This window comes from Falsiroseomonas sp. E2-1-a4 (genome assembly GCF_051433165.1).
Classification (GTDB): Bacteria; Pseudomonadota; Alphaproteobacteria; order Acetobacterales; family Acetobacteraceae; genus Falsiroseomonas.
Map to the genome: position 1 here is coordinate 126,265 of NZ_JBHMFS010000002.1, position 23,086 is coordinate 149,350.

General features: G+C 69.8%; 16 protein-coding genes. 10 read left to right on the forward strand and 6 right to left on the reverse strand.

The features are described from left to right. The 3 genes from ACFHNC_RS03345 to ACFHNC_RS03355 are packed head-to-tail and all read left to right on the forward strand — an operon-like array spanning position 1 to position 3,417. Entirely contained in the window at positions 1 to 1,272 is a 1,272-nt protein-coding gene (locus ACFHNC_RS03345; RefSeq protein ID WP_437167795.1) for an extracellular solute-binding protein, read from the forward strand. Positions 1,273 to 1,298: 26 nt separating this feature from the next. Next, on the forward strand, positions 1,299 to 2,588 hold the full coding sequence (locus ACFHNC_RS03350; RefSeq protein ID WP_437167796.1) for an ABC transporter substrate-binding protein: 1,290 nt from the start codon (positions 1,299 to 1,301) through the stop codon (positions 2,586 to 2,588). A 4-nt stretch (positions 2,589 to 2,592) separates the two neighbouring features. Next, a complete protein-coding gene (locus tag ACFHNC_RS03355; protein WP_437167797.1) occupies positions 2,593 to 3,417 on the forward strand; it encodes a metallophosphoesterase family protein in 825 nt (274 codons plus the stop codon). Between the two features lie 39 nt (positions 3,418 to 3,456). Here the strand turns inward: ACFHNC_RS03355 and ACFHNC_RS03360 are convergent, their stop codons facing one another. Together ACFHNC_RS03360 and ACFHNC_RS03365 are read right to left on the reverse strand one after the other, a co-directional pair. Beyond that, positions 3,457 to 4,785: a diguanylate cyclase gene (locus ACFHNC_RS03360; RefSeq protein WP_437167798.1), complete on the reverse strand. Its 1,329-nt coding sequence runs from the start codon at positions 4,783 to 4,785 to the stop codon at positions 3,457 to 3,459. Beyond that, complete coding sequence (locus ACFHNC_RS03365; protein WP_437167799.1) at positions 4,775 to 5,155, reverse strand: PAS domain-containing protein; 381 nt, start codon at positions 5,153 to 5,155, stop codon at positions 4,775 to 4,777. The genes ACFHNC_RS03360 and ACFHNC_RS03365 overlap by 11 nt, the downstream gene beginning before the upstream one ends. Before the next feature lie 492 nt (positions 5,156 to 5,647). Here ACFHNC_RS03365 and ACFHNC_RS03370 point away from each other — a divergent pair, with 492 nt between their 5' ends. From ACFHNC_RS03370 to ACFHNC_RS03385, 4 genes are read left to right on the forward strand one after another with little or no spacing between them, the layout of a single operon-like run. Next, positions 5,648 to 6,271, forward strand: coding sequence for a hypothetical protein (locus tag ACFHNC_RS03370; RefSeq protein WP_437167800.1), 624 nt, complete (start codon positions 5,648 to 5,650; stop codon positions 6,269 to 6,271). A gap of 32 nt (positions 6,272 to 6,303) precedes the next feature. After that, the gene (locus ACFHNC_RS03375; RefSeq protein WP_437167801.1) at positions 6,304 to 7,131 is read left to right on the forward strand and encodes a cellulose synthase operon protein YhjQ/BcsQ; all 828 of its coding nucleotides are present in this window, start codon (positions 6,304 to 6,306) and stop codon (positions 7,129 to 7,131) included. Positions 7,132 to 7,154: 23 nt separating this feature from the next. After that, positions 7,155 to 11,699 carry a UDP-forming cellulose synthase catalytic subunit gene (bcsA, locus tag ACFHNC_RS03380; RefSeq protein WP_437167802.1) on the forward strand — a complete coding sequence of 1,515 codons (4,545 nt, stop codon included), beginning with the start codon at positions 7,155 to 7,157 and terminating at the stop codon, positions 11,697 to 11,699. 3 nt (positions 11,700 to 11,702) lie between these two features. After that, positions 11,703 to 15,392, forward strand: a complete 3,690-nt coding sequence (locus ACFHNC_RS03385) for a cellulose synthase subunit BcsC-related outer membrane protein (protein ID WP_437167803.1) — start codon at positions 11,703 to 11,705, stop codon at positions 15,390 to 15,392. Positions 15,393 to 15,565: 173 nt separating this feature from the next. Here the strand turns inward: ACFHNC_RS03385 and ACFHNC_RS03390 are convergent, their stop codons facing one another. After that, positions 15,566 to 15,904 (reverse strand): winged helix-turn-helix domain-containing protein, encoded by a 339-nt coding sequence (locus ACFHNC_RS03390; RefSeq protein ID WP_437167804.1) that lies wholly within the window; start codon positions 15,902 to 15,904, stop codon positions 15,566 to 15,568. A gap of 169 nt (positions 15,905 to 16,073) precedes the next feature. On the opposite strand from ACFHNC_RS03390, the gene ACFHNC_RS03395 reads away from it, so the two are divergent. From ACFHNC_RS03395 to ACFHNC_RS03405, 3 genes are all read left to right on the forward strand, one after another. Next, entirely contained in the window at positions 16,074 to 17,279 is a 1,206-nt protein-coding gene (locus ACFHNC_RS03395; RefSeq protein ID WP_437167805.1) for a CaiB/BaiF CoA transferase family protein, read from the forward strand. After that, the gene (locus ACFHNC_RS03400; RefSeq protein WP_437167806.1) at positions 17,280 to 18,113 is read left to right on the forward strand and encodes an alpha/beta fold hydrolase; all 834 of its coding nucleotides are present in this window, start codon (positions 17,280 to 17,282) and stop codon (positions 18,111 to 18,113) included. 73 nt (positions 18,114 to 18,186) lie between these two features. Then, positions 18,187 to 20,244, forward strand: coding sequence for a methyl-accepting chemotaxis protein (locus ACFHNC_RS03405; protein WP_437167807.1), 2,058 nt, complete (start codon positions 18,187 to 18,189; stop codon positions 20,242 to 20,244). A 6-nt stretch (positions 20,245 to 20,250) separates the two neighbouring features. Here ACFHNC_RS03405 and ACFHNC_RS03410 read toward each other — a convergent pair whose 3' ends face one another. Genes ACFHNC_RS03410 through ACFHNC_RS03420 form a run of 3 tightly spaced genes read right to left on the reverse strand, consistent with a single transcriptional unit; the run spans position 20,251 to position 22,902 of the window. Then, a complete protein-coding gene (locus ACFHNC_RS03410) occupies positions 20,251 to 20,613 on the reverse strand; it encodes a hypothetical protein (RefSeq protein ID WP_437167808.1) in 363 nt (120 codons plus the stop codon). Next, positions 20,606 to 21,610, reverse strand: coding sequence for a porphobilinogen synthase (gene hemB, locus ACFHNC_RS03415; RefSeq protein WP_437167809.1), 1,005 nt, complete (start codon positions 21,608 to 21,610; stop codon positions 20,606 to 20,608). Before hemB ends, ACFHNC_RS03410 begins: the two co-directional genes overlap by 8 nt. Then, positions 21,607 to 22,902, reverse strand: a complete 1,296-nt coding sequence (locus ACFHNC_RS03420; protein ID WP_437167810.1) for an O-acetylhomoserine aminocarboxypropyltransferase/cysteine synthase family protein — start codon at positions 22,900 to 22,902, stop codon at positions 21,607 to 21,609. Before ACFHNC_RS03420 ends, hemB begins: the two co-directional genes overlap by 4 nt. Positions 22,903 to 23,086: the final 184 nt, after the last annotated feature.

Sequence of the window (23,086 nt, forward strand, 5' to 3'; positions counted from 1 at the left end):
ATGACGCGCATCACCCGCCGCACGGCGCTCGCCCTGCCATTCGCGCTCGCCGCGCCTGCCATTCCGCGCGCCCAGGGCGCGGTGGACATTACCGTGCATTACGCGCAGCCCTTTATCTTCAAGCCATCCTACGATGCCATCACCGAGGCCTTCGCGCGCATCGAACCCGGCATCCGCATCAACTACGTCAACACCCCGAACTACCAGGACGGCGCCCAGCTTCTGCTGCGCCAGGCGGCGACCAACCAGTTGCCGGACCTGTCCTACCAGGGGCTGAACCTGCTGCGCGTCTTCGCGGAACGCGGCATTGCGCAGGACCTCGGGCCGTTGATCGCGCGTGATGGCGACCCCGCCGCCCAGGGCTTCACGCCGGGGCTTCTCAGCCTCGGCCGGCACAACAATTACCAGGCCGGGCTGGCCTATGCCGCCTCCACCGCGATCAGCTTCATCAACGCCGATCTGGTTCGCAGCGCAGGCTTCGATCCGGACAATCTGCCGCAGGATTGGGACGGGCATCTGCGCCTTGCGGCCGCGGTCAAGGCGCGCAGCGGCGGGCCGGACGGCATGTGGTTCGCCTGGAGCGAGTGGATGTTCCAGACCCTGGTTCTGAGCCACGCCGGCGCGATGATGACGCCGGATGAAAGCGACATCGCCTTCGAAGGCGCGGAGGGCCTCGCCACGCTGAAGCTGCATGAGCGGATGGTGGCGGAGACGGCAATGCCCGCGCTCAACGCCAACACCGCCTCGCAGGCCTTCGCCGCCGGCCGGCTCGGGGCGTTCTACTGGACCACTGCTGTGGTGCGGAACACGATCAACAGCGTTGGATCGAATTTCGACTTCCGCACCTATCCGCTGCCGGTGGTCGCGGGCGTGGAGGGCGGCACCCTCGCGACCGGCGGTTCCGCCGGCATGATCACGGCACGCGACCCGGCGAAGCGGGAGGCGGCTTGGAAGTTTCTGCGCTTCACCGCCTCCGCCCAGGGCCAGGCGCTGATGGCGATGAACAGCGGCTACGTGCCCTGCAACCAGCTTGCGATCGATGATCCGCGCTGGCTCGCCGATTTCTACCGCGCCAATCCGCGCTTCGGCGCCGCCGTGGCGCAGATGCCGCGCATGGCGCCTTGGTTCGCCTTCCCGGGCGCGAATGGCGTGCGCATCACGGAGGCCATCAACAACAATACCTCCCGCGTCATCGAGCGTCGCGCCACGCCGGAAGTGGCCCTGGCGGACATGGCACGTGACGTGCGCCGCCTGCTGCCGCGCCGCAGCTGATGCCCTTCCGCATTCGGAGACTGTCCATGACCGCCCTTTCCCGCCGCACGGCGCTGATGCTGCCCACCGCCCTTGCCCTGCCATCGCTTGCCCTGTCGTCGCGCGCGCGCGCGCAGCAGCCGGTCGAGATCACCATCCACTACGCCCAGCCGGCGATCTTCAAGGCGTCCTACGACGCCATCATCGCCCGCTTCGCGGAGCTGGAGCCGCGTATCCGCGTCAATGTCGTGACCACGCCGAACTACGAGGAGGGCGCGCAACTTCTGCTGCGCCAGGCGGCGACCAACCAGCTCCCGGACCTGTCCTACCAGGGCTTCAACCGCCTTCGCATCTTCGCCGAGCGCGGCATCGCCAAGGACCTCGCGCCCCATCTGGCGCAGGAGGGTAATCTGGTGGCCGCCGGCTATACGCCGACGATCCTGGCCCTCGGCCAGTTCGGTGGCATCCAGGCCGGCATGCCCTATGCCGCCTCCAACCCCATCACCTACTACAATGCCGACCTGTTCCGCCGCGCCGGGCTGAACCCGGATGCCTTCCCGACCGATTGGGACGGCGTCATCGCCGCCTCCCGCGCCATTCGTGCGCTGGGTGATGGCGTCGAGGGGCTGTACTACAATTGGGTTGGCGATGACTGGATGTTCTCCGCCCTGCTGTTCGGCCATGGCGGCCGCATGCTGACGAAGGATGAGCGCGACATCGCCTTCGACGGGCCGCAGGGTCTCGCGGCGCTGCGCCTGCTGGACCGGATGGTGAAGGAAGGCGGCATGCCCAACTTCAACGCCGCCTCCAGCCAGCAGGCCTTCGTCGCCGGCAAGCTCGGCATGGTGTTCCGCTCCACGGCGACGCTGCGGAACATCATCAACGGCACCGGCAACAGTTTTGCGCTGCGGACCACCGCGATGCCGGTGATCGACCGTGAAAATGGCCGGCTGCCCACCGGCGGCGCCGCCGGCATGATCACGGCGCGCGACGCGGCGAAGGCGGAGGCGGCCTGGAAGTTCCTGCGTTTCTCCACCAACGCGGAAGGCCAGGCGCTGATGGTGATCAACACCGGCTATGTGCCGATGAATCAGCTTTCGATCGACGACCCCCGCTGGCTCAGCGCCTTCTACCGGGAGAATCCGCTGTTCCTGGCGGCCGTGCGGCAATTGCCGATCTCCGTGCCGTGGTACGCCTTTCCCGGCACCAATAGCGTGCGCGTGACGCAGACCATGGTGAACAACCTGGCCCGCATCGCCGAACAGCGCGCAACGCCGGAAGTGGTGCTCGCTGACATGGCCAGCGAAGTGCGCCGCATGCTGCCGCGGCGGAGCTGAGGCAATGCCGACGATCCTGCAACTCTCCGACGCGCATCTCTCGCCGCGCAACGACCTTTTCCGTGGCAATCTGGCGCGCATCCGTGCCGCGGTGGAGGCCACGCCACTCGATCTGGTGGTGGCCAGCGGCGATGTCTCGCTCGACGGTGCCGACCGCGACGAGGATCTGGCGCTGGCCGCCGCGTTGCACCGGGCGTTTCCCGCACCCTTGCTGGCGCTGCCGGGCAATCATGATGTCGGCAGCCATCCGCACACCATGCCGAAGCAGCCCTTCGACAGCGCCCGCCTCGATCGCTTCCAGACCCACCTGGGGCAGGGCAGGGGTCTGGTGGACCTGCCGGGCTGGCGCGTGGTCGGGCTGAACACCGAAGTGATGGGCACCGGCCATGCGGAGGAAGCCGCGCAGGCCGAGTTCATCGCCGAGGCCGCGGCGGGTGCCGGGACGCGCCGCATCGCGCTGTTCCTGCACAAGCCGGTCTTCGTGACGGAGCGGGAGGATCCGACCTTCGACTACTGGTCGGTGCCGCCGCATGGCCGCGCCGCGCTGGCGCCGCTGCTGGACCATCCCGGCCTGCGGCTGGTCGCCTCCGGCCACCTGCATGTTCACCACCAGATGCAGCGCGGCCAGGTCGCCTATGCCTGGGCGCCGCCGCTATCCTTCGTGGTGGAGGCCGAGGGCCAGCCGGGCCTGCCTGGCGAAAGACGGACCGGCGCGCTGCTGTACCACCTGCATGAGGATCATGTGGAGACGGTGCTGCTGGCGCCGGACGGCATGGAGGCGCCGTTCATCAGCCAAATCCGGCATCTGACCTACGGCGCGCCGGGCTGACGCCCGGTTGAGCACCGGCGGCACTGGTCGCAGCCGGGGTCAGGGCGTGGATGTGCCAGGATTGGCGGATGCCGGCACTGGCGCAACGTTCCTCGCCTTGGCGGCGCGGGCTGGCGCGCCGATCTCGACGCGGTTCCGTCCGCGACGTTTGGCGGCATAGAGGGCGGCATCGGCGATCTGGATCAAGGCATCCGGACTCCCGCTGCCGATGGCCAGGCCAAGACTGGCTGTCATGGTGATCCTGCCGGCCGGAATGGCGATGGCCGCTGTCTCGATGGCAGCGCGCAATGCCTCCGCGACCGAAAGGGCCTCATCCTCCCGCGTCGAGGACAGGATGATCAGGAACTCCTCACCACCCCACCGGGCAACCGCCCCGCGTTGGCCCAGCACCGCCTGGCAGATGTTGACGAGGGCACAGAGTGCCGCATCGCCGGCCTCATGGCCGTGCCGGTCGTTGATAGGCTTGAAGTGATCGACGTCGAGCATCAGCACGCCAGGCTGCCGATCGTCGCGCTGCGGCAGACGGAAGGCGTCGGTCAACAAGGCCTGGCCCGAGCGGCGGTTGAGCGCGCCGGTCAAGGGATCCGTCGTGGCCAGGCGGCGAAGCTCGTCCTCCATCCGCTTCCGTTCGGTCATGTCGCGGGAGACGGCGACGAAGCCGCGCACGTCACCGGCCACATCCGGCAGGGCCGTCAGCACGGTATTGGCCCAAAGAAGGCTTCCATCGCGGCGCAGGCGCCAGCCTTCGGTTTCCACCGAACCTCTACTGCGCGCCTGGGCCAGCATCGTCTCCATCTTGCCGGCGTCGCGTTCTTCCTGGGTGAAGAACGTGTCGAGCGGGCGCAGCGTGACATCCTCCGGCAGCCATCCGCCGAAGCGCTGCAGCGACTGGTTCCACTCGTCGACGCGCCCCTTCGGATCCACCGTGAAGATGGCGTAGTCACGCACATTGTCGAAAATGGCGCGGAAGCGCTGCCGGTCTGCGTAGATCTGGCGCTCCTGGGCGACGAGTGCGGTCACGTCGTCCAGCACGATCAGGTTGGTGCGGCCGTGCATGCGGTGAACGGTGACGGACAGCACGGAAGACCGGGTGCCGAGCGTCACTTCGCAGCGATGATGGTCCAGGATGATGCCAGCCGGTGCGGTGAATTCGCGCACCAGGCGCCCGAGTTCCGGCACCAGCGGCGACAGCGCGGAATAGGCATCCGTCAGGTCCCCCCCTGGCGCCAGGGGCATCAGCAGCTGGGCGGCAAGCGGATTGGCGATCTGCACGGTCCCGTCCATGCGGAACTGCATCAGGCCGACCGGCACGACGTAGAGGAACTCCGTCAGCGCCTCCAGCGCGTCGGGCTGGGTTTCAAGCTGCATGCGCGTTACGCCGCTGAACCAGCAGATACATGCGCGAGGCATCCGGATGCTTCAGCATCCGCAACTGAACCTGTGCCGGCGCCATGCGAAGCGTGAAGACGTAGTCGATGGTGCGATCCAGCTCCGCTTCGGCCTCGAAGGGGTGCGCGACCAGGTAGTTGTTGGTGCAGGGCGCGACGGAGGTGAAAAAATGGCGGCCGATGACGCGCGCCGCCGTGAGGCCGGACAAGGCGGCTTCGGCCTGATTATAGGCCAGCACATGTCCTCCTGAGTCCATGACGACGACGCCAAATGGAAGCAGATCCATTTCCGAATAAGTCATGGACTCAAGTTGCGGAAGGATATCGAAGTCAGAAAAGTTGAGTTCCATGCTACTTCATTACCACGAAAATGCGCCGGGGAGCATGTTTTACTGAAAAGCCCGCTGCGTCATGAAAAAATTTGTTAGACTGGAACGCAAACGACACTTCCTTACGTTTGCCTTGGGGAATTTCTTGGCGATTGCGGTCGCAATGGCGCCTGGAAACGGGGATCTGCGCTCCTCCGCCGATCTCGCGCTGATTTCGGGGGTGGGTTAGCCTTCGGCCGAAGTGCAGGGGCCGGTTGGCTGCGAGTCGCTTGACGAAAATTCAGCGCAAGTCGGTCTTCGGTACAACGGCGGAAGCGCCGAAACAAAAAAGCGTCTCAAACTCTGGAAATGCTGCCCGTTCTGCGAAGTCATCGTAAACGAATCGAACCATCACCCGATTCTTCCCTTACCTTTTCCTCCCGGACAGATGTGCGACAGCCAAATTTTGTTGACTTATCGGCGAATCCTGATGCATTCACGTGCTCCTGTTGCTTCAACAGGAAGTGGGGGGGCATGGAAAGCCACGTCGAACGGCTAATCGCTTCCTGCGGTCTCGCCCAGTTCAGCTACCGTACCTGGCCGGCTACCGAGATTATGGCCTCCGCTGCTCCGGCCGAGCCATCGCCACCTACCGAAGTTGCGCGCCTTCTTGTCGTCGCCACACCGGTACCTGTCGCAATCGGCGTGACCGAAGCTGCCGTAATGGAAGCCAACGTCACCCTGGCCGGCCTGTCCGAGGCTGGTGCGGCGAAGCCGCGTGCCGCAGCCGAGGCGCCGGCCGCGGCTCGTGCCCGCACGCTGCTGGCAAGCCTTTACAGTTTGATCGAAAAGCCGCCATCGCACCCGGCCGGTCCCGTCGCGCCAGGCCTCCAGCGGGCCAACCGGCCGCGCGGCCCGCTCGCGCTGCCCCCGCCGGAGGGGTTCGAGGCGCCCATTCATGTCGGCTACCAATCGCCGGCGAAAAGGGTGCGAGACCGGCTGGAAACCGCGGTCGGCGCCATAAGGGCGCCCACGGGGGGCGCTCCGGCGCCCATTGCCGAAGCCGGGCCAGCCCGGCGCTTCGCGCTGCTCGACGAATTGCTGCCGGTGCCGCCGCGGCACGCCGACCGGCGCGCGCCACCTACGTCCACGCCCTAGCCCAACCATCCAGCCAGAGTACCCCATTCGCCATGCCGCTCGTTGCTTTTGTTTCGCCCAAGGGCGGCGTCGGGAAGACCACGCTCGCCGCCAATGTCGCCGCCGTGCTGGCAGCCCAGGGGCATGAGGTTGTGGGTCTCGATCTCGATCCGCAGAACGCGCTGCGCCTGCACCTCGGCGTGCCGATCCATGAGGAGGGCGGCTTCCTCGCACGGCTGGCGGAGGGTGTGTCCTGGCGCGACTGCGTGCGCCCGACGCGGGCCGCGGTTTCCCTGTTGCCGCATGGCAATACCGAGCCCAAGGCGGCGCTCGACCTGACGCGGCTGCTGCTGGAACAGCCGGAGGTGCTGGCCAGCCAGGTGCGGGACATGCTGTCGGCGCCGCAGCGCGTTGTAGTGGTGGATGCACCACCGGGGCCGACCCCGGCGCTGTCCGCCGTGCTGCCGATGGCGGATGTGATCTGCGTGGTGCTGCTGGCGGATTCGGGTTCCGCCTCCTTCATCCCCTCCATCGCCACGGGGCGCTTCCTGGGTCGCGGCACCCTGGCGGCGCGTTCGGCGCAGAAGGCGATGCTGGTGCTGAACCAGGTCGAACTCGCCGCCCCGCTCTCCGATGCCGTGCTGGAATTCGCGCAGCAGACCATGGGCGACCGCCCGGTCAGCGCCGTGGCGCGCGACCCTGCGGTGGCGGAGGCGCTGGCCGATCGGCGCCTGCCGGTGGAGGGCACCGGGCCGGGGTCCGAGGATCTGGCCCTGCTGGCCGAGCGCATCGAGGGCCTGTTGGCGTTGGCTGTGCCGAAGGATCGTGACAAGCCGCGGCCCACCTTTTCCGCGCTGGCATCCTGGGGCCACCGGCGTTGATCCGCGCCGCGACGGAAGGCCGATTGCCGCTCGCCGGCCGGCTGCTGCGCGGGCTGTTGATCGGCCTCGGCCTGCTGGCACTGCTCATCGTCGTGACGGTGCCGCTGCCGGGGGAGGCACAGGGCGTGCTGACCCTGGCGGGGGCCGCCGCCTTCATCATCCTGAACCGCTTCCGGTCCCGCCGCATCACCGTGGTGCTGGTGATGCTGTCGGTCGCCATCACCTCCCGCTATCTGTTCTGGCGGGTGACGCAGACGCTGGAATTTGAGACCGTCCTCGGCGGCACCCTGTCCATCGGCCTGATCCTGGCGGAGGCCTATGCGGCGACGCTGCTGTTCCTGTCCTACATCCAGTTGACCTGGCCGCTGGACCGCAAGCCGGTGCCGCTGCCGGCCGACCCGGCAACCTGGCCCACCGTCGATATCTACGTGCCCTCCTACAACGAGGATCTGGACATCGTCCGGCCGACGGTGCTGGCGGCGATGAACATCGACTGGCCGCGGGACCGCATGAATGTCTACATCCTGGATGACGGGCGGCGGACCGAGTTTCGCAAATTCGCCGAGGAAGTGGGCTGCGGCTACATCATCCGTCCCGACAACAAGGGCGCCAAGGCAGGCAACATCAATCACGCGCTGAAGCACACGGATGGCGAATACATCGCGATCTTCGACTGCGACCACGCGCCGACCCGCGCCTTCCTCCAGCTCACCGCCGGCTGGATGGTGCGCGACAGCCGCATCGCGCTGGTGCAGACACCGCACTTTTTCTATTCGGCCGATCCGTTCGAGCGGAACCTGGCGCGTCGCCGCCCGGTGCCGAATGAGGGCCTGCTGTTCTACGGCGCCATCCAGCCCGGCAATGATCTGTGGAACGCCGCCTTCTTCTGCGGCTCCTGCGCGCTGATCCGCCGCACGGCGCTAGAGGAGGTGGGCGGGGTTCCGCACCAGACGGTGACGGAGGATTGCCACTGTTCCTTCCTGATGCAGAAAAAGGGCTGGCACACCGCCTATCTCCGCCTGCCGCTCGCTGCCGGCCTCGCCACCGAACGCCTGTCGATCCATATGGGCCAGCGCATGCGCTGGGCGCGCGGGATGATCCAGATCCTGCGGCAGGAAAACACGCCGATGGCGCGGGAACTGACGGTGGCGCAGCGCCTTTGCTACACCACGGCCGGATTCTCCTTCCTGTTCGCGCTGCCGCGCATCGTCTTCCTGACGGCGCCACTGGCCTTCCTGTTTCTCGGCCAGAACATCATCGCCGCCTCGCCGCTGGCGATCATCGCCTATGCGGGCAGCCATATGATCCATGCCTTTGGCACCGCGGCGCGGCTGAACGGCCGCAACCGCCATTCCTTCTGGTCCGAAATCTATGAGGCGACATTGGCCGGACCGCTGATTCGCGTGACGCTGGCCACGCTCTGGGACCCGCTGAAGGGCAAGTTCAACGTGACCGACAAGGGCGGCATGGTGGAGGAAGGCTATCTCGACGTGCAGGCGGTGCTGCCGACGATGATCATCCTCGGCCTGCTGCTGATCGGGGTTTCCATCGGCATCTACGGGCTGTCCACCACTGCCGTCGGGTCGCTCGAATTCCAGGCCTATGCGCTGAACACGCTGTGGGCGGTGCTATGCCTGGTGCCGGTTTCCGCCGCCGTCGCCGTGGGTGTGGAGCGTGAGCAGATGCGCGCCCGCGCCCGCATCCAGGCGGATATCCCTTCCGAGATCGTGCTGTCCGACGGGCGGCGGATGCCGGCCACGACCTCGGACCTGTCGCTGTCCGGTGCGCGGCTGCTGCTGGACCGGCCGCTCGGCCTGGCCGACGAAGCCGAGATCCGCATCGCGTTCCATGTCGGCGGAGAAGTGCTGGAAGTGCCGGCGCAATTGCTGCGCTGGGAGGATGACGAGGCGATGGTCCGCTTCGTGCTGACCGATGTGCGGGATGAGATGGCGCTGGTGCGGGTGTTCTTCGGCCGGCCGGATGCGTGGATCGCCTGGGACAATTGGCCGGTCGATCGCCCGATGCGCGCGCTGCGCGACGTGGTCGCGGCCACCCGCGATGCGGTCTTCGTGCGCTACCGCTTCCGCATCCGCAAGCCGCCGGTCCGCAAGCCCGCGGAACTGGTGGCGGCGGTGCAGGAACGCAAATCGGACATGCTGCGTCCGCGTCGCCCGGGCGAAGCCGCGCCGGCGCAGAAGAAGGTGCCGGAACTGGTTTCGGCGCTGCTGCTGTCGCTGGCGCTTGGCCTGCCCGGCGCGGCGCTGGCGCAGACGCTGCGCCCGCTGCTGGACCCTGGCGCCTTGGCCGAGCCGGCACCGGTGCCGTTTACGCCAATGCCCCTGGCAGCCCCGCGCGCAACCCCATCCGCAACCCCGTCCGCAATCCCGCTGGCCGCCGCGCCGCTGGCGTCGAATGCGGTGCGGGAGTTGCGCTTCACGCTGCGGGAGTTGGGCCTCAGCGGCCCCATGCAGTTCCGCGGCACGGCGGATCTGCAGGGCGTGCTGTTCGGCTTCTCCCGCGACGAGGTGGTCACCGCCGCGCGGCTGGTGGTGCAGGGCGGGTCTTCGGCCCAGCTCATCCCCTCCCTGTCGCAGATCGCGGTCACGCTGAACGAGCAGTTCGTCGGCAACCTGCCGCTGGACCCGGCGCGCGGCGCCTTTGGCCCGGTCGGCTTCGACCTGGACCCGCTGGCCTTCGCCGAGCTGAACCGGCTGAACTTTCGCTTCAGCGCGCGCTACAGCACCGAGTGCAACGACCCGCTCTCCGGCCTGCTCTCGGCCAATGTCTCCGACCTCTCAACGCTGTCGCTGACGATTGAGCGCCTGGCGCCGCAGCGCGACCTGGCAAGGCTGCCGGAGCCGCTGTTCGACCGCCGGAACCTGCGGCAGGCGCTGAACCTGCCGGTGGTCATGGCGTCCGAATCCGGCACGGCGGCGCTGCGTGCGGCGGCGATCGCCACCTCCTACTTCGCGGTGGAGGCGGATTACCGCGGCGCGCGCTTCCCCGTCTCCCGCCAATTGCCGCCGACCGGCAACGCGCTGGTGCTGGCGGCCAGCGCCGACGCCATCCCGAACCTGCCCTTGCCACGCATCACCGGGCCGACGCTCGCGCTGGTGCCGAACCCGACCGACCCCTTCGGCACGCTGCTGGTCATCGCCGGACGGTCGGAGGGTGAACTGGTGCAGGCCGCGACCGCCATGGCGGCGGGCGGCAACAGCTTCGGTGGCGAGATGGTGGTGATCTCGACCCCGCCGACGCTCGCGCCGCGCCGGCCCTATGATGCGCCGCGCTGGGTTGCCGCCGACAGGCCCGAGGAATTCGGCCAGCGCACCGATCGCACCGACCTCCAGGCCTATGGCTACAGCCCCGGCACCATCAGCGTGCCACTGCGCACCGCGCCCGACCTGCTGACCTGGGCCGGGCGCGGCATCCCGGTGGATATCGCCTTCCGGGCGCCGACGGGGCAGGCGCTGGATGTCGCGGCCTCCCGCCTCGACATCGCCGTATCCGGCGCCTTTCTGAAGTCCCTGCCGCTCGGCACCGGGGATCGCTGGTGGCTGCCGGCATTCGCGCAGCCCTGGTTGGTCGGCACGCTGCTGGACGACCCGGCGGTGCGCCGCGGCCGCGTGCTGGTGCCGACCTACCTGCTGGCGGGCCAGGACGAGCTGCAGATGCGCTTCGACATGCGCCCGATGGCGCGCGGCGATTGCGTGGCGGTGCCGGGCGAAATCCGCGCCGCGATCGAGCCGACCTCGACCATCGACATCAGTAGCGCCTGGCGGCATGCGCGGCTGCCCTCGCTGGGCTTCTTCGCCTCCTCCGGCTTTCCCTTCACCCGCATGGCGGATCTGTCCGGCACCGCGGTGGTGCTGCCGGAACAGCCGAACACGGTGGAGACCGGCGCCTTCCTCGATCTGATCGGCGCGCTGGCGCTGAAGGTCGGGCTGCCGGCGACGGGGTTGCAGGTGGCCTTCCCCAATGGCCTTGCCGCTACCAGCGCACGCGACGTGATCCTGCTCGGCACGCTCGGCCGCCAGCCGGCCGCGGCGGCGCTACTGCGCGACAGCCCTGTGCAGGTGACGGCGGATCGCCTGAGCCTCGGCGCCTCCGACCGTCTTTCCGACATCCGCGCGCTGTTCCTGGGCGAGGGCGAGGAACGCCAGCGCGCCGCCGCGGCCCTTTCCGAACTCGGCGAAAGCGTCGCGGTCATCGTTGGCACCGAATCGCCGCTGCAATCGGGCCGGTCGGTCGTGGCGCTGCTGGGCGCCACGCCGCGGGCGCTGGCCAATGCGGTGGCGACCTTGCGCGATACGGCGACGGCAGGGCAGGTGCAGGGCGACCTTTCCGTGCTGAATGGCAGCCGCATCAGCGCCTTCCGCACCGGGCGCGGCTATTCCGTTGGCGACCCGCCCTGGTGGCTGGTGCCGTATCTCTGGATTGATGAAGACCCCTACGCGGTCATCGCGCTGATGCTGGCTGCGGCGCTGCTGCTCGGCCTGCCGACCGCCTGGATGCTGCGCCGCCGTTCCGGCATGCGCCTGCGTGCGCGCAACCCGAAGGATCATTGACGGATGCGCAAGCGGCTCCCCCTCCTCCTGCTGGCCACGCTCGTGGCCGCGCCCGCCTTGGCCCAGGAAGCGCCCGCCTCCGGCGCCGTGAGCATCCTGATCCGGCAGGCGGAGCGCTGGCTGGGGCAGGACCGGCCGGACCTGGCCGCGGCGCCGATCGAGCGCGCCCTGGCGGCCGAACCGCAGAACGCAGCGGCGCTGGAAGTAGCGGCGCGGCTGGAACTGGCGCGCGGCAACCGGGATGCGGCGAATGGCTACCTCATCCGGTTGCAGCGCGGCGGCGCGACCGCGCAGGTGGCGGCTGTGCAGGACGCGCTGCGCGCCAGCACGCTGGACCGCACGGGGATCGAGGAAGCCCGGCGCCTGGCCCAGGATGGCCGCGCCGCCGCCGCGGTGCAGCGCTACCGCGCCGTCTTCGGCAACCGACCGCCGCCCGAGGAATTCGCCGCCGAATACTACCAGGCGCTCGCCGGCGCCCCGGCAACGCGGGCGGAGGGGTTGCGGAGCCTTGGCCGCCTAGCCGACCAGCCCGGCGCTGATGACCGCACCCGCCTGGCCCATGCCCAGGCGCTGACCTTCGATCCCGGCACCCGCGCCCAGGGCATCGAGCGTCTGCGCGCCCTGGCCGAAGTGCCGGATGTCTCGGTCGAGGCCCGCCGTGCCTGGGCCGCCGCCATCGGTTTCGCCGGTAACGACCCCGCCATCGCGCCGCAGGTCGAGACCTTCCTGCGCCGCTTCCCGGATGATGCCGCCATGGCGCAGCGCCTGTCCGGCCTGCGCAGCGCGCCCGCAGCCGTCGCGCCAGACGCCGATGCGGCGGCGCGCGAGACCGCCTTCGCGCGGCTGGAAGCCGGTGCCCTGGGCGACAGCGCAAGGCGCTTCCAGGCGCTGGTGCAGGACAATCCGACGGATGCCGATTCCCTCGGCGGCCTCGGCATCATCCGGCTGCGGGAAGGCAACATGCCGCAGGCGCGTGACCTGCTGGAACGCGCCATTGCGGCCAACCCGACGGGTGCCGGCCAGTGGCAGCGCGCGCTCGACGCGGCCTACTATGGCGAAGAAGTCGCCGCGTCCCGCGCCGCGCTGCGCCGTGGCGCGCTGGACCAGGCTGATACCATCGGCCGCCGGGCCGCCCTGCGCGATGTCGAGGACCGGTCCGACGCCGAGACGGTGCTGGGCGAGATCGCACTGCGCCGCGGCGATGCGCCTGGGGCCGAGGCGCGCTTCCGCACCGCCCTGGCCCGGCGCCCTGGCTTTCCCACGGCCCAGGCCGGGCTGAACGCGGCGCTGCGGGCGCAGAATCGGGGCGGTGAGGTCGCGGTGAGCCAGCCCAGCGCGCCAGGCGCGGTGGCCGGTGGCACGCCGCCCGCGCCCGCCGCCGCCACCGCCTTCCGCAATGAGGCCGCGCGCATGGCCGACCCGGCCGCGGCCGCCGCGCTGCTGCGCAATGCCGTGGCGGCGGCGCCGAACGACCCGTGGATTCGCCTCGACCTCGCCCGCGTCCTGCGCCGGCAGGGCCGTGGGGCGGAGGGCCGTGCGCTGGTCGAGGAACTGGCCGGCCGGCTCGCCACGCCGGATGCGACCTATGCCGCGGCGCTGATGGCGGAGGAGGATGGCAGGCTGGCCGATGCCGATGCCTTCCTGGCCCGCATCCCGGCCAATCGTCGCAGCGCCGACATGTCCCGCCTCGCCACCCGCATCCGCAGCCAGCGGGACGTAGCGGCGGCGGTGGCGCTGATGGCCGCTTCGCCGCTGGATGGCCGCACGCGACTGCTGACCATCGCCGCCCGGCCGGACCCCACCGGCAGCACTGCCGCCGCCGTCATCCGTGCTTTCGGCGAGGCCAGCGACCGCCCCGGCGCCGGGGAAGCCGCGCGCGTAGCCGCCATCGCCAACCGCACCCAAGTGCCCGCCCGCATCGCCATAGCCGGCGCGCTGCTCTCGGCCGGGCTGGAGGCGGAAGCGGTGGCGCTGGCTGCCGAGATCGAGGCCGGCGGCGTTTCCGCCGAAGCGCAGCGCGACCTCGCGGCGCTGCGCGGCGGCGCCGCCATCCGCGCCGCGGACCGGCTGAACGAGTCCGGCGACCAGGCCGGTGCCTTTGAGCGCCTGCGCCCGGCCTTGGCCTCCGGCAGTGATGCGGAGGCGCAGCTTGCCCTCGCGCGCCTCTATATCTCCGCCCGCCAGCCCGCCGAGGCGCTGCGGATCGCGGAGACCCTGCTGGCCCGCGACCCGCGCAATGTCGAAACGCGGCGCGCCACCATCGAGGCGGCGATCGCCGCCGGCGACCGCCAGCGCGCGGCGCAGCTTCTGGCGGAAGGCCGCAGCGCCATGCCGGGTGATGCGCGGATGCTGCTGCTGGAGGCCCGCGTGGCCCGCGACGCTGGCGATGGCGGCCGGGCGCGGCAGGCGCTGGAGGCCGCGCAGCGGCAACGCGCCGCCGAACTCGGCGGTGGGCGCGGCCTGGCGCCGGCGACGCCGGCCGGCCGGGTCAATCCCTTCGGCCCCGCCGCCGTGACCCGGCCCGGCGCGCCCGCCGACCCGCTGACCCGAGAGATCGAGCGGGAGCTGGCCGCGCTGCGCAACGATGTCGGCCCCAGCCTCGGCGCCATCGCCTCCGGCCGCATGCGCTCCGGCGATGGCGGCCTCGACAAGCTGAGTGAGCTTTCGGCGCGGCTGGAGGGGGTGGCGGCGCTGCCGGTCATCGGCGGCCGGCTCACCGCCTTTGTGGAGCCTACCACCATCGATGCGGGCGGGCTGGAGAATTCCCGCCAGGCGCGGCAGCGCTTCGGCACCAGCGTGCTGAACGGGGCAGGGACGCTGCCCGCGCCGGGCGATGCCGGTGCCGCCGGCGTCGGGGTCGGTCTCGCCTATCAGCGGGGTGACTGGCTGCGGATGGATGTCGGTACCACGCCGATCGGCTTCCAGACCTCCAACATCATCGGCGGCGCCGAGATCGCGCCGGAGCTGACGGCGCAGGGGCTGCGCGCGCGCTTCACCGTCGAGCGGCGCGGCATGAATGACAGCCTGCTATCCTGGTCCGGCGCCACGGACCCGCGTACCGGCGCAAGCTGGGGCCCGGTGCTGCGGACCGGCGGGCGGGCGCAGATCGAATTCCCGCTCGGCAATGGCTACGGCTATGTCGGCGGCGGCTATTCCAGCCTGGACGGCAGCGGTGTCGCCTCCAATACCAGGATCGAGGGCGGCGCGGGCGTCTCCGTCCCCGTCTGGCGGCAGGGCGATGCGGAGCTGCGGACCGGGCTGGACCTGGTCTACCTCGCCTATGAGCGGAATCTTCGCTACTTCACCCTCGGGCATGGCGGCTACTTCTCGCCGCAGCAATACACGGCGCTGAACATCCCGGTGGATTATCGCGGCCGCAGCGGCGACCTGACCTACGGCGTCGGCGCCACCATCGGCTATGCCGCTTGGCGCGAGGATTCTGCGCCGGTCTTCCCGAATGATCCGGGGCTGCAGGGCCAGCTCGTTTCTCTGGCCAACGCCTCGACCGGTACCAATGACGCGATCCTGGCCAATTACCGCAGCCAGTCCCAGGCCGGCGCGGTGGGTGGGATCAGGGCGGATCTGGATTATGCGCTGAACCCGAGCCTCTCGATCGGGGCGGGGCTGCGCTACGACAAGGCGTCGAATTTCGACGAGACGCGGTTCCAGTTGCGGCTGCGGAACCGCTTCTGAAGCCGGGCGGCGCGCTGCGGCTCATTCCAGATCCATTGATTGCGACCTGCGCCCGCCACAGGCGGGAGCGCCCGAATGGGCGCCGCGCCAGGTGGCGCCTAGCCAAGCGGAGCGCCGGCGTTTGAGGGGTTGGAGCTATAGCTCCAACCGGTCACGATTCGCGGGATTTGGTATCAGTCCTGGCGGGCCAGGACTCCGCGCAGCCAAGTGACCCGATCACGGACCGCGGCCTCCGCGGCGGCCTCCGCCTCGCGGTAGGCGCGCAGCACCTGCTCACCGAGGCTGGTCAGGCGCGCGCCGCCGCCGCCAGATCCGCCCATCGCGGTCGCGACCAGCGGCTCGCGGAAGTCTTCGTTCAGCGCGGCCACCAGGTCATGCGCGCGCTGGTAGGACATCTGCATCCGGCGCCCGGCCGCGGCGATGGAGCCTTCGTCCCGGATCGCCTCCAGCAGCGCGGCCTTGCCCGGCCCGATCGCCACCTGTTCGCCGAGAGCGAGCCGGAGCGTCAGCATCCGCCGCCCCACTTCGCCCCGATTGCGCCGTCCTGCCATGACACAAGGAAACCACGCGAGCCCGGCGGCGCCAACCACCGCCCGTATCGTTGCCCCCCCCCCGCCGCGGCCCCCGGGCTTGCCCTGTCCGGGCACCACGCTTAAGCAATCCACGAGATGGAGGCAGCCCATGACATCGCCCACCGGCCCGCTTCGCGGCCTTCGCGTCCTCGACCTGACCCGCGTGCTAGCCGGCCCCACCTGCACCCAGATGCTGGGCGACCTGGGTGCCGAGGTCATCAAGATCGAAAAGCCCGGCTCGGGCGATGACACCCGCGGCTTCGCGCCGCCGGTCTGGCCGGAGACGGAGGAAAGCGCCTATTTCCTCGGGGTCAACCGCAACAAGAAGTCGCTGACGCTGGATATCGCCAAGCCGGAAGGCCAGGCAATCATCCATGATCTGCTGGATGGCTGCGACATCCTGGTGGAGAATTTCAAGGTCGGCGCGTTGGCCAAATACGGCCTAGGTTTCGAACAGCTCAGCCAGAAATTCCCCGGCCTGATCTATTGCTCCATCACCGGCTTCGGCCAGACCGGCCCCTACGCGCCGCGGCCGGGCTATGATTCACTGATCCAGGCGATGGGCGGCGTCATGTCCCTGACCGGGGAGCCGGATGGTCTGCCGCAGAAGGTGGGCGTGCCGGTGGCCGACCTGTTCGCCGGGCTTTATGGCTGCATCGGCATCCTGGCCGCGCTGCGCCACCGGGAACGCACCGGCCAGGGCCAGCAGGTGGATATCGGCATGCTGGACACCAGCGTGGCCTGGCTGGCCAACCAGGGCATGAACTACCTGGCGACCAAGGAAAACCCGGCCCGCCTGGGCAACCAGCACCCGAACATCGTGCCCTACCAGGTCTTCCCGACGCGGGACGGGCACATCGTGCTGTCCGTCGGCAACGACCCGACCTTCGTGCGTTTCTGCGAGGTCACGGGCCAGCAGGCGCTGCTGGCGGATGAGCGCTTCGCCAGCAACGCGGCGCGCGTGGCGAACCGGGACTTCGTAACGCAGACGCTGACGCCGGTGATGCAGTCCCGCAGCACCGATGAATGGGTGGCCGCGCTGGAAGCCGCGAAGATCGGCTGCGGTCCGATCAACACCTTGGAAAAGGTGTTCGCGGACCCGCATGTGCGGGCGCGCAAGGTGGTTGTGGAGATGCCGCATTCCTCCGGCGCCACGGTGGAGGTCATCGCCAATCCGGTGCGGCTTTCTGCCACCCCGGCGGATTACCGCGTGCCGCCGCCCCAGCTGGGCGAGCACTCCGAGGAAGTGCTCTCCGGCCTTCTGGGCATGAGCGAAAGCCGGATCGCGGCGCTGCGCGAGAAGGGCGTGGTCTGAATGCGGGCGGGAAGGCTGCGCTACCTGCTGGGTGCCGCCTTCCACCAGTTGGCCTGGACCGAATGGGGGCCAACGGATGGCGCCCCGGTGGTCTGTGTCCATGGCCTGACCCGCAATGGTCGGGATTTCGATGCGCTGGCCGAGGCACTGGCCGCGCGTGGCAGGCGCGTGCTGTGCCCGGATTTGCCGGGGCGCGGCCTGTCGGACTGGCTGCCGGACCCGGCGCTGTATGCGCCGCCCGTCTATGTCGGCGCGCTGGCGCATCTGCTGGCACGGCTGGATGGACCGGTGGATTGGGTCGGCACCTCGCTGGGCGGCATCTGCGGCATGATGGTGGCCGCGGCCACGGGCCAGCCGATCCGGCGCCTGGTGCTGAACGATATCGGGCCGCAGGTGCCGTTGGCGGCGATGGCGCGCATCCACGCCTACCTCGCCGACAGTCCGCGCTTTGCCGACCTGGCGGCGGTGGAGGCGCATCTGCGCGAGGTGCATGCGCCCTTCGGCCCGCTGACCGACGCACAATGGGGCCATCTGGCGCGCCATTCGGCACGGCCGGCGCCGGAAGGCGGACTGATGCTGCATTTCGACCCCGCCCTCGCCACACCCATCCGCGCGCGGCCGCCCGAGGCGGTCGATCTGTCAGCGCTGTGGGCGCGTGTTTCCGTGCCCGTGCTGGCGATCCGGGGTGCGGAAAGCGACCTGCTGCTGCGGGAGACCCTGGCCGCCATGGCCGCGCGCCCCGGCGTACAGGTGGCGGAAATCGCCGCAGCCGGGCATGCCCCCGCGCTGATGGACCCGGTGCAGGTAGATCTGGTGGCAGGCTTCCTCGACTGAGGTCGCGTTCACCTGAAGGCAACCTGCCTGACGCATGATGGCCCGAGCCACCATGCGCCAGGGACCTCCAGACATGCGAATCCGCCAAGTCTTTCTGCTTACGACGCTCGCGGGCTCCGCTGTCGGCATCGTGGCGGCCGTGATCTTTGCCTTCGCCCAATGGGGGGTGCTGCGCGCAGACCGGATGGCGCTTCAGGATACAAGGCTGCTGGCCGCCGCACTGCGCATGCCGGAGGCCCTGAATCTGGAACGCGCCTTCGTCAACCCGCTGCTGTTGGCCCCGGGCGCTGCGACGGCGGAGCAGATGGTGCCCGTGACGCGCCATTCGACCGCTGGCGACGCCGCATTGACCGAAGGCAAGAGCCTGGCCCCGCTGCCCGCGGATGCCGAGGCCCTGGCCCGCATCGAGCGGAACATCGGGCAGATCCGGCGCGCCGCGCTTCAGGCGGTAGCCCAGCCACAGGCCGCGCGGGATCCCGCACTGCTGCGCGACTACGTCGCCCGCATGTTCGCAGTGCAGGAGGAGGCAGCCGAATTCGCCGCCGACCTGCAGCGCCGTATCGCGACGCTGGAAAACAGCGTCGGCCGCGCCGCGCGCCTCGCGCTGCTGGGCTGGGACATGCGCGACCAGGCCGGGCGCCAGGTGACGCTGGTGGTTCGCGCGGTCGGCCTTCGCCAGCCGATGGAGGGCGAACTGGCGGAGCAGATCGCCAGCTTCAAGGGCCGGATCGAGACCATCTGGGCCAGCATCCGCGCCGCCGCGATGGAGGTTCGCACGCCGGCCGTGGATGCGGCGCTGGCCGGGGTGCAGAATGGCTACTGGGCCAAGGGTGGCGAAGCCTTCGGCACCTTCGTCGTTCCCTATCGCGGGCGGCCTGCCGAGACCACCGTGCCGAACCTGTTCCGGGACACGGTGCCGGTGCTGAACACCATTCTTCCCGTCCGCGATGCCGCGCTGGCCGAGGCGCTGGCCCGCGCCGAGGCCGCCATCGCCTCGGCCTCGCTGCGCTTCCTGCTGGCCTGCGGCCTGGTGCTGACCACGGTTCTGGCCAGCGCCGCCGGTGCCTGGTGGTTCAACCGTCGCGTCGTCGCCCCCACCGGGCACCTCACCGCCGCGGTGCGGGGTCTGACCGGCGGCGCGCGGGAGGTGGCGATGCCGCTCCAGGACCGCCATGACGAGCTCGGCGAACTGGCGCAGGCGATCGAGACGATGCGGCGCGCCGCGCTGGAGGCGGAGGCCGCTGCGGCTGCGAACATGGCGGAACAGCAGGCCCGCGCCGCCCGCGGCGCCGCCCTGCAGCAGGCCGCCGGGGCCTTCGAGACGGATGCGGATGCCGCACTCGGCGCCGTGTCCCGTGCCACAGGCCAGTTGCAGCAACAGGCGAACACGCTCACCGAGGCCGCCAGTGAGGGCAACCAGCAGGCCGACGCGGTGGCCGGTGCCGCGCAGACCGCGTCCGAGAATGTGCAGGTGGTCGCCGCGGCGATCGAGGAACTGACCGCCAGCATCGGCGAGGTGCATCGCCGCGTGGCGGACGCCGCCAGCATCGCGGTCGGCGCGGCCGGCGCGGCACGGGAAGGCAACACCGCCATGCAAAGCCTGGCCGAAAGCGCCCAGCGGATCGGGGAAGTGGTGAAGATGATCACCGACATCGCCGGCCAGACCAACCTGCTCGCTCTGAACGCCACGATCGAGGCGGCGCGGGCAGGCGAAAGCGGCAAGGGCTTCGCCGTGGTGGCGGGCGAGGTGAAGGCGCTGGCCAGCCAGACCGCCAAGGCAACGGAGGAAATCGCCCGCCAGATCGGCGCGATGCAGGGCGCGACCGAAGGTGCCGTATCCGCCATCCGAGGTATCGGCGAGACCATTGGCCAGCTTGAGGGCGTGACCGCCGCGGTGGCCGACACCGCCCGGGAACAGGCGGAGGCCACCCGCAGTATTGCCGAGGCGATCAGCCGTGCCGCGGCCGGCGCCGAGGATGCGGCGCATCATGCCAAGGCGGTGCGCCAGGGCGCCGCACGGACCCGGCAGACGGCCGAAGCGGTGCTCTCGGCAACGGGGGAATTGTCCGGTCGCGGCGATGCGCTGCAAAGCGGGGTGCGTGGCTTCCTGACCTCGCTGCGGGCGGCGTAGGCCGCACTACCGGTCGGGCGGTGCTGCCTCCTCCCGCAGCAGCCGGGCAATGCGGCCCGGCGGCTGCGCTGTTTCCAGCCGCAGCAGGCCGAACCGCAGGCGCAGCTTCTGCCAGCCACTCAGCGCCCCGTCCGGCGCCGGCAGCGGCGGCAGGCGGTGCGCTTCCTCTCGCAGCAGGGCCAGACGGGCCTGCCGCGCGCCGTGCAGCCGCCACCAGGCCAGCGTCTTCGCCTCGCCAGGCCGGGTATGCTGCCAGGCCATCAACGCCTCCACCTCCGCCCGCTTCGCGCGCAGCGCCGCCACCGCAGGCTCGCTGCCGCGGTCGGAGGCGCCGTGCCAGGGGCGGGGGAAGGGCGTGGGTTCAGCCATGGCGCAGCAGCGTCGCCGCCTCCACGGCGAAGTAGCTCAGCACGCCATCGGCACCGGCGCGCTTGAAGCCGAGCAGGCTTTCCATCATCGCCCGGTCATGGTCCAGCCAGCCATTGCGGACGGCCGCCATGATCATCGCGTATTCGCCGGACACCTGGTAGGCGAAGGTAGGCACTGCGAAGCGGTCCTTCACCCGGCGAACGATATCCAGGTAGGGCATGCCCGGCTTGACCATGACCATGTCGGCACCTTCTGCCAGGTCGAGTGCCACTTCGCGCAGCGCCTCATCCGTATTGGCGGGGTCCATCTGGTAGGTCTTCTTGTCCCCACCTTGCAACGAGGCGCCGGAGCCGACCGCGTCCCGGAACGGGCCATAGAAGGCGGAGGCGTATTTCGCGGCGTAGGACATGATCCGCGTGTGGATCAGGCCCTTCGCATCCAGCGCGGTGCGGATGGCGCCGATGCGGCCATCCATCATGTCCGACGGCGCGATGATGTCGATGCCGGCTTCTGCCTGGATCACCGCCTGGATGGCCAGGATCTCCACCGTCTCGTCATTGGCGACATACATTCCGCCCGGCCCGGGGCGCAGCACGCCGTCATGGCCGTGGTCGGTGTAGGGGTCCAGCGCCACATCGCCGACCAGGCCGAGATCGGGGAATTCCCGCTTCAGCAGACGGGCCGCGCTGCACATCAGGTTCTCGGGGTTCTTCGCCTCCGTCCCCTCGCCATCCTTCCTGGAGGGGTCCGTGGCGGGGAACAGGGCGAGCGCCGGGATGCCCAGCTTCGCTGCCGGTTCCACATGCGCCGCCAGCCGGTCCAGCGTCACCCGCTTGATGCCGGGCATCGAGGCGACCTCAGTCTCGATCCCCTGGCCCTCGATGACGAAGATCGGCCAGATCAGATCATCGACCGATAGCTTGTTCTCCGCGACCATCCGCCGGGTAAAGGCATCCACCCGGTTGCGGCGGGGGCGCTGGGCCGGATAGCCGCTCATGCCACCGCGGCCGCCAGTGCCTGGTCGAGGTCGGCGATGATGTCGTCGATATGCTCGATGCCGATGGATAGGCGCACATAGCCCGGCGTGACGCCCGAGGCCGCCTGTTCCTCCACCGAGAGCTGGCTATGGGTGGTGGTGGCCGGGTGGATCGCCAGGCTGCGGGCGTCACCGATATTGGCGACGTGGTAGAACATCTTGAGCGATTCGATGAACTTGCGCCCGGCCTCGGCGCCGGCCTTCAGCTCGAAGCCCATCAGGCTGCCATAGCCGCCCTTCAGCGCCGCATCCGCCCGGCGCTTCGATTCGCCGGTCATCAGGCTGGGATGGGTGACGCTGGCCACCGCCGGATGTCCGGCGAGGAAGGCCGCGACCTTGATGGCGTTGGCGCAATGGCGCTCCATCCGCAGCGGCAGCGTCTCCAGCCCCTGCAGGGTCAGGAAGGCGTTCATCGGCGCCATCGGCGCGCCGAGGTCGCGCAGCAGGATCACCCGCATGCGGATGATGTAGGCGACCGGCCCCATCGCCTTCACCGCCTGGGTCCAGACCGCGCCGTGGTAGCTGGCATCCGGCTTGTTCAGGGTGGGGAAGCGGGCGGCATTGGCCTCCCAGTCGAAATTGCCGCCATCCACCACCACGCCGCCGATGCTGGTGCCGTGCCCGCCGATCCACTTCGTCGTGGAGTGCATGACGATGGCCGCGCCCAGCGCCAGCGGCTTGCACAGGATGGGGGCCGCGGTGTTGTCCATGATCAGCGGCACGCCGAGCTTGCGACCGAGTGCGGCCACTTCCGCGATCGGGAAGACCTGCAATTTCGGATTCGGCAGCGTCTCCGCATACCAGCAGCGGGTGCGGTCATCGGTGGCATCCGCGAAGGCCTGCGGGTTCGCCGGATCGATGAAGCGGACCTCGATGCCGAAGGTTTTCAGCGTGTTGGCGAACAGGTTGAAGGTGCCGCCATACAGGTCGGTGGAGGAGACGATGTTGTCCCCCGCCTCGCACAGGTTCAGCACGCAGAAGGTGGTGGCGGCCTGGCCGGAGCCCACCGCCAGCGCCGCCACGCCGCCTTCCAGCGCGGCCACGCGCTTTTCCAGCACGTCCACGGTGGGGTTCATGATGCGGGTGTAGATGTTGCCCATCTCGGCCAGGCCGAACAGGCGCTGGGCGTGGCCCGTGTCCTGGAACTGGAAGCTGGTGGTCTGGTGGATCGGCACGGCGACGGAACCCGTGGTCGGGTCCGCACGCCAGCCGGCATGAAGGGCGATGGTCTCCGGATTCGCCGACGACGCCATGTTCTGTATCTCCTGTCCCGGGCGCATCCGTTCCACGTCCAGGGGGGCGGAGGCAAGGCGGGGCTTTGGCTGCTCCGGCGGGGCGGGGTTGGGGGTGCGGCTGTCTCCCGCAATGGCGGCGCGGGAACAATCCTGCCATGCGCCACAGTATCTGGCGGTTGTGGTTCCGGGCGGACACCGGAAG

Bases quoted from the DNA above. Each gene is read 5' to 3' on its own strand.
- hemB (WP_437167809.1), bottom strand. From the start codon at position 21,610: ATGAGCGGCTATCCGGCCCAGCGCCCCCGCCGCAACCGGGTGGATGCC.
- ACFHNC_RS03360 (WP_437167798.1), bottom strand. From the start codon at position 4,785: ATGCAGCTTGAAACCCAGCCCGACGCGCTGGAGGCGCTGACGGAGTTC.
- ACFHNC_RS03355 (WP_437167797.1), top strand. From the start codon at position 2,593: ATGCCGACGATCCTGCAACTCTCCGACGCGCATCTCTCGCCGCGCAAC.
- ACFHNC_RS03370 (WP_437167800.1), top strand. From the start codon at position 5,648: ATGGAAAGCCACGTCGAACGGCTAATCGCTTCCTGCGGTCTCGCCCAG.
- ACFHNC_RS03395 (WP_437167805.1), top strand. From the start codon at position 16,074: ATGACATCGCCCACCGGCCCGCTTCGCGGCCTTCGCGTCCTCGACCTG.
- ACFHNC_RS03385 (WP_437167803.1), top strand. From the start codon at position 11,703: ATGCGCAAGCGGCTCCCCCTCCTCCTGCTGGCCACGCTCGTGGCCGCG.
- ACFHNC_RS03420 (WP_437167810.1), bottom strand. From the start codon at position 22,902: ATGGCGTCGTCGGCGAATCCGGAGACCATCGCCCTTCATGCCGGCTGG.
- ACFHNC_RS03365 (WP_437167799.1), bottom strand. From the start codon at position 5,155: ATGGAACTCAACTTTTCTGACTTCGATATCCTTCCGCAACTTGAGTCC.
- ACFHNC_RS03375 (WP_437167801.1), top strand. From the start codon at position 6,304: ATGCCGCTCGTTGCTTTTGTTTCGCCCAAGGGCGGCGTCGGGAAGACC.
- ACFHNC_RS03400 (WP_437167806.1), top strand. From the start codon at position 17,280: ATGCGGGCGGGAAGGCTGCGCTACCTGCTGGGTGCCGCCTTCCACCAG.
- ACFHNC_RS03345 (WP_437167795.1), top strand. From the start codon at position 1: ATGACGCGCATCACCCGCCGCACGGCGCTCGCCCTGCCATTCGCGCTC.
- ACFHNC_RS03405 (WP_437167807.1), top strand. From the start codon at position 18,187: ATGCGAATCCGCCAAGTCTTTCTGCTTACGACGCTCGCGGGCTCCGCT.
- ACFHNC_RS03390 (WP_437167804.1), bottom strand. From the start codon at position 15,904: ATGCTGACGCTCCGGCTCGCTCTCGGCGAACAGGTGGCGATCGGGCCG.
- ACFHNC_RS03350 (WP_437167796.1), top strand. From the start codon at position 1,299: ATGACCGCCCTTTCCCGCCGCACGGCGCTGATGCTGCCCACCGCCCTT.
- ACFHNC_RS03410 (WP_437167808.1), bottom strand. From the start codon at position 20,613: ATGGCTGAACCCACGCCCTTCCCCCGCCCCTGGCACGGCGCCTCCGAC.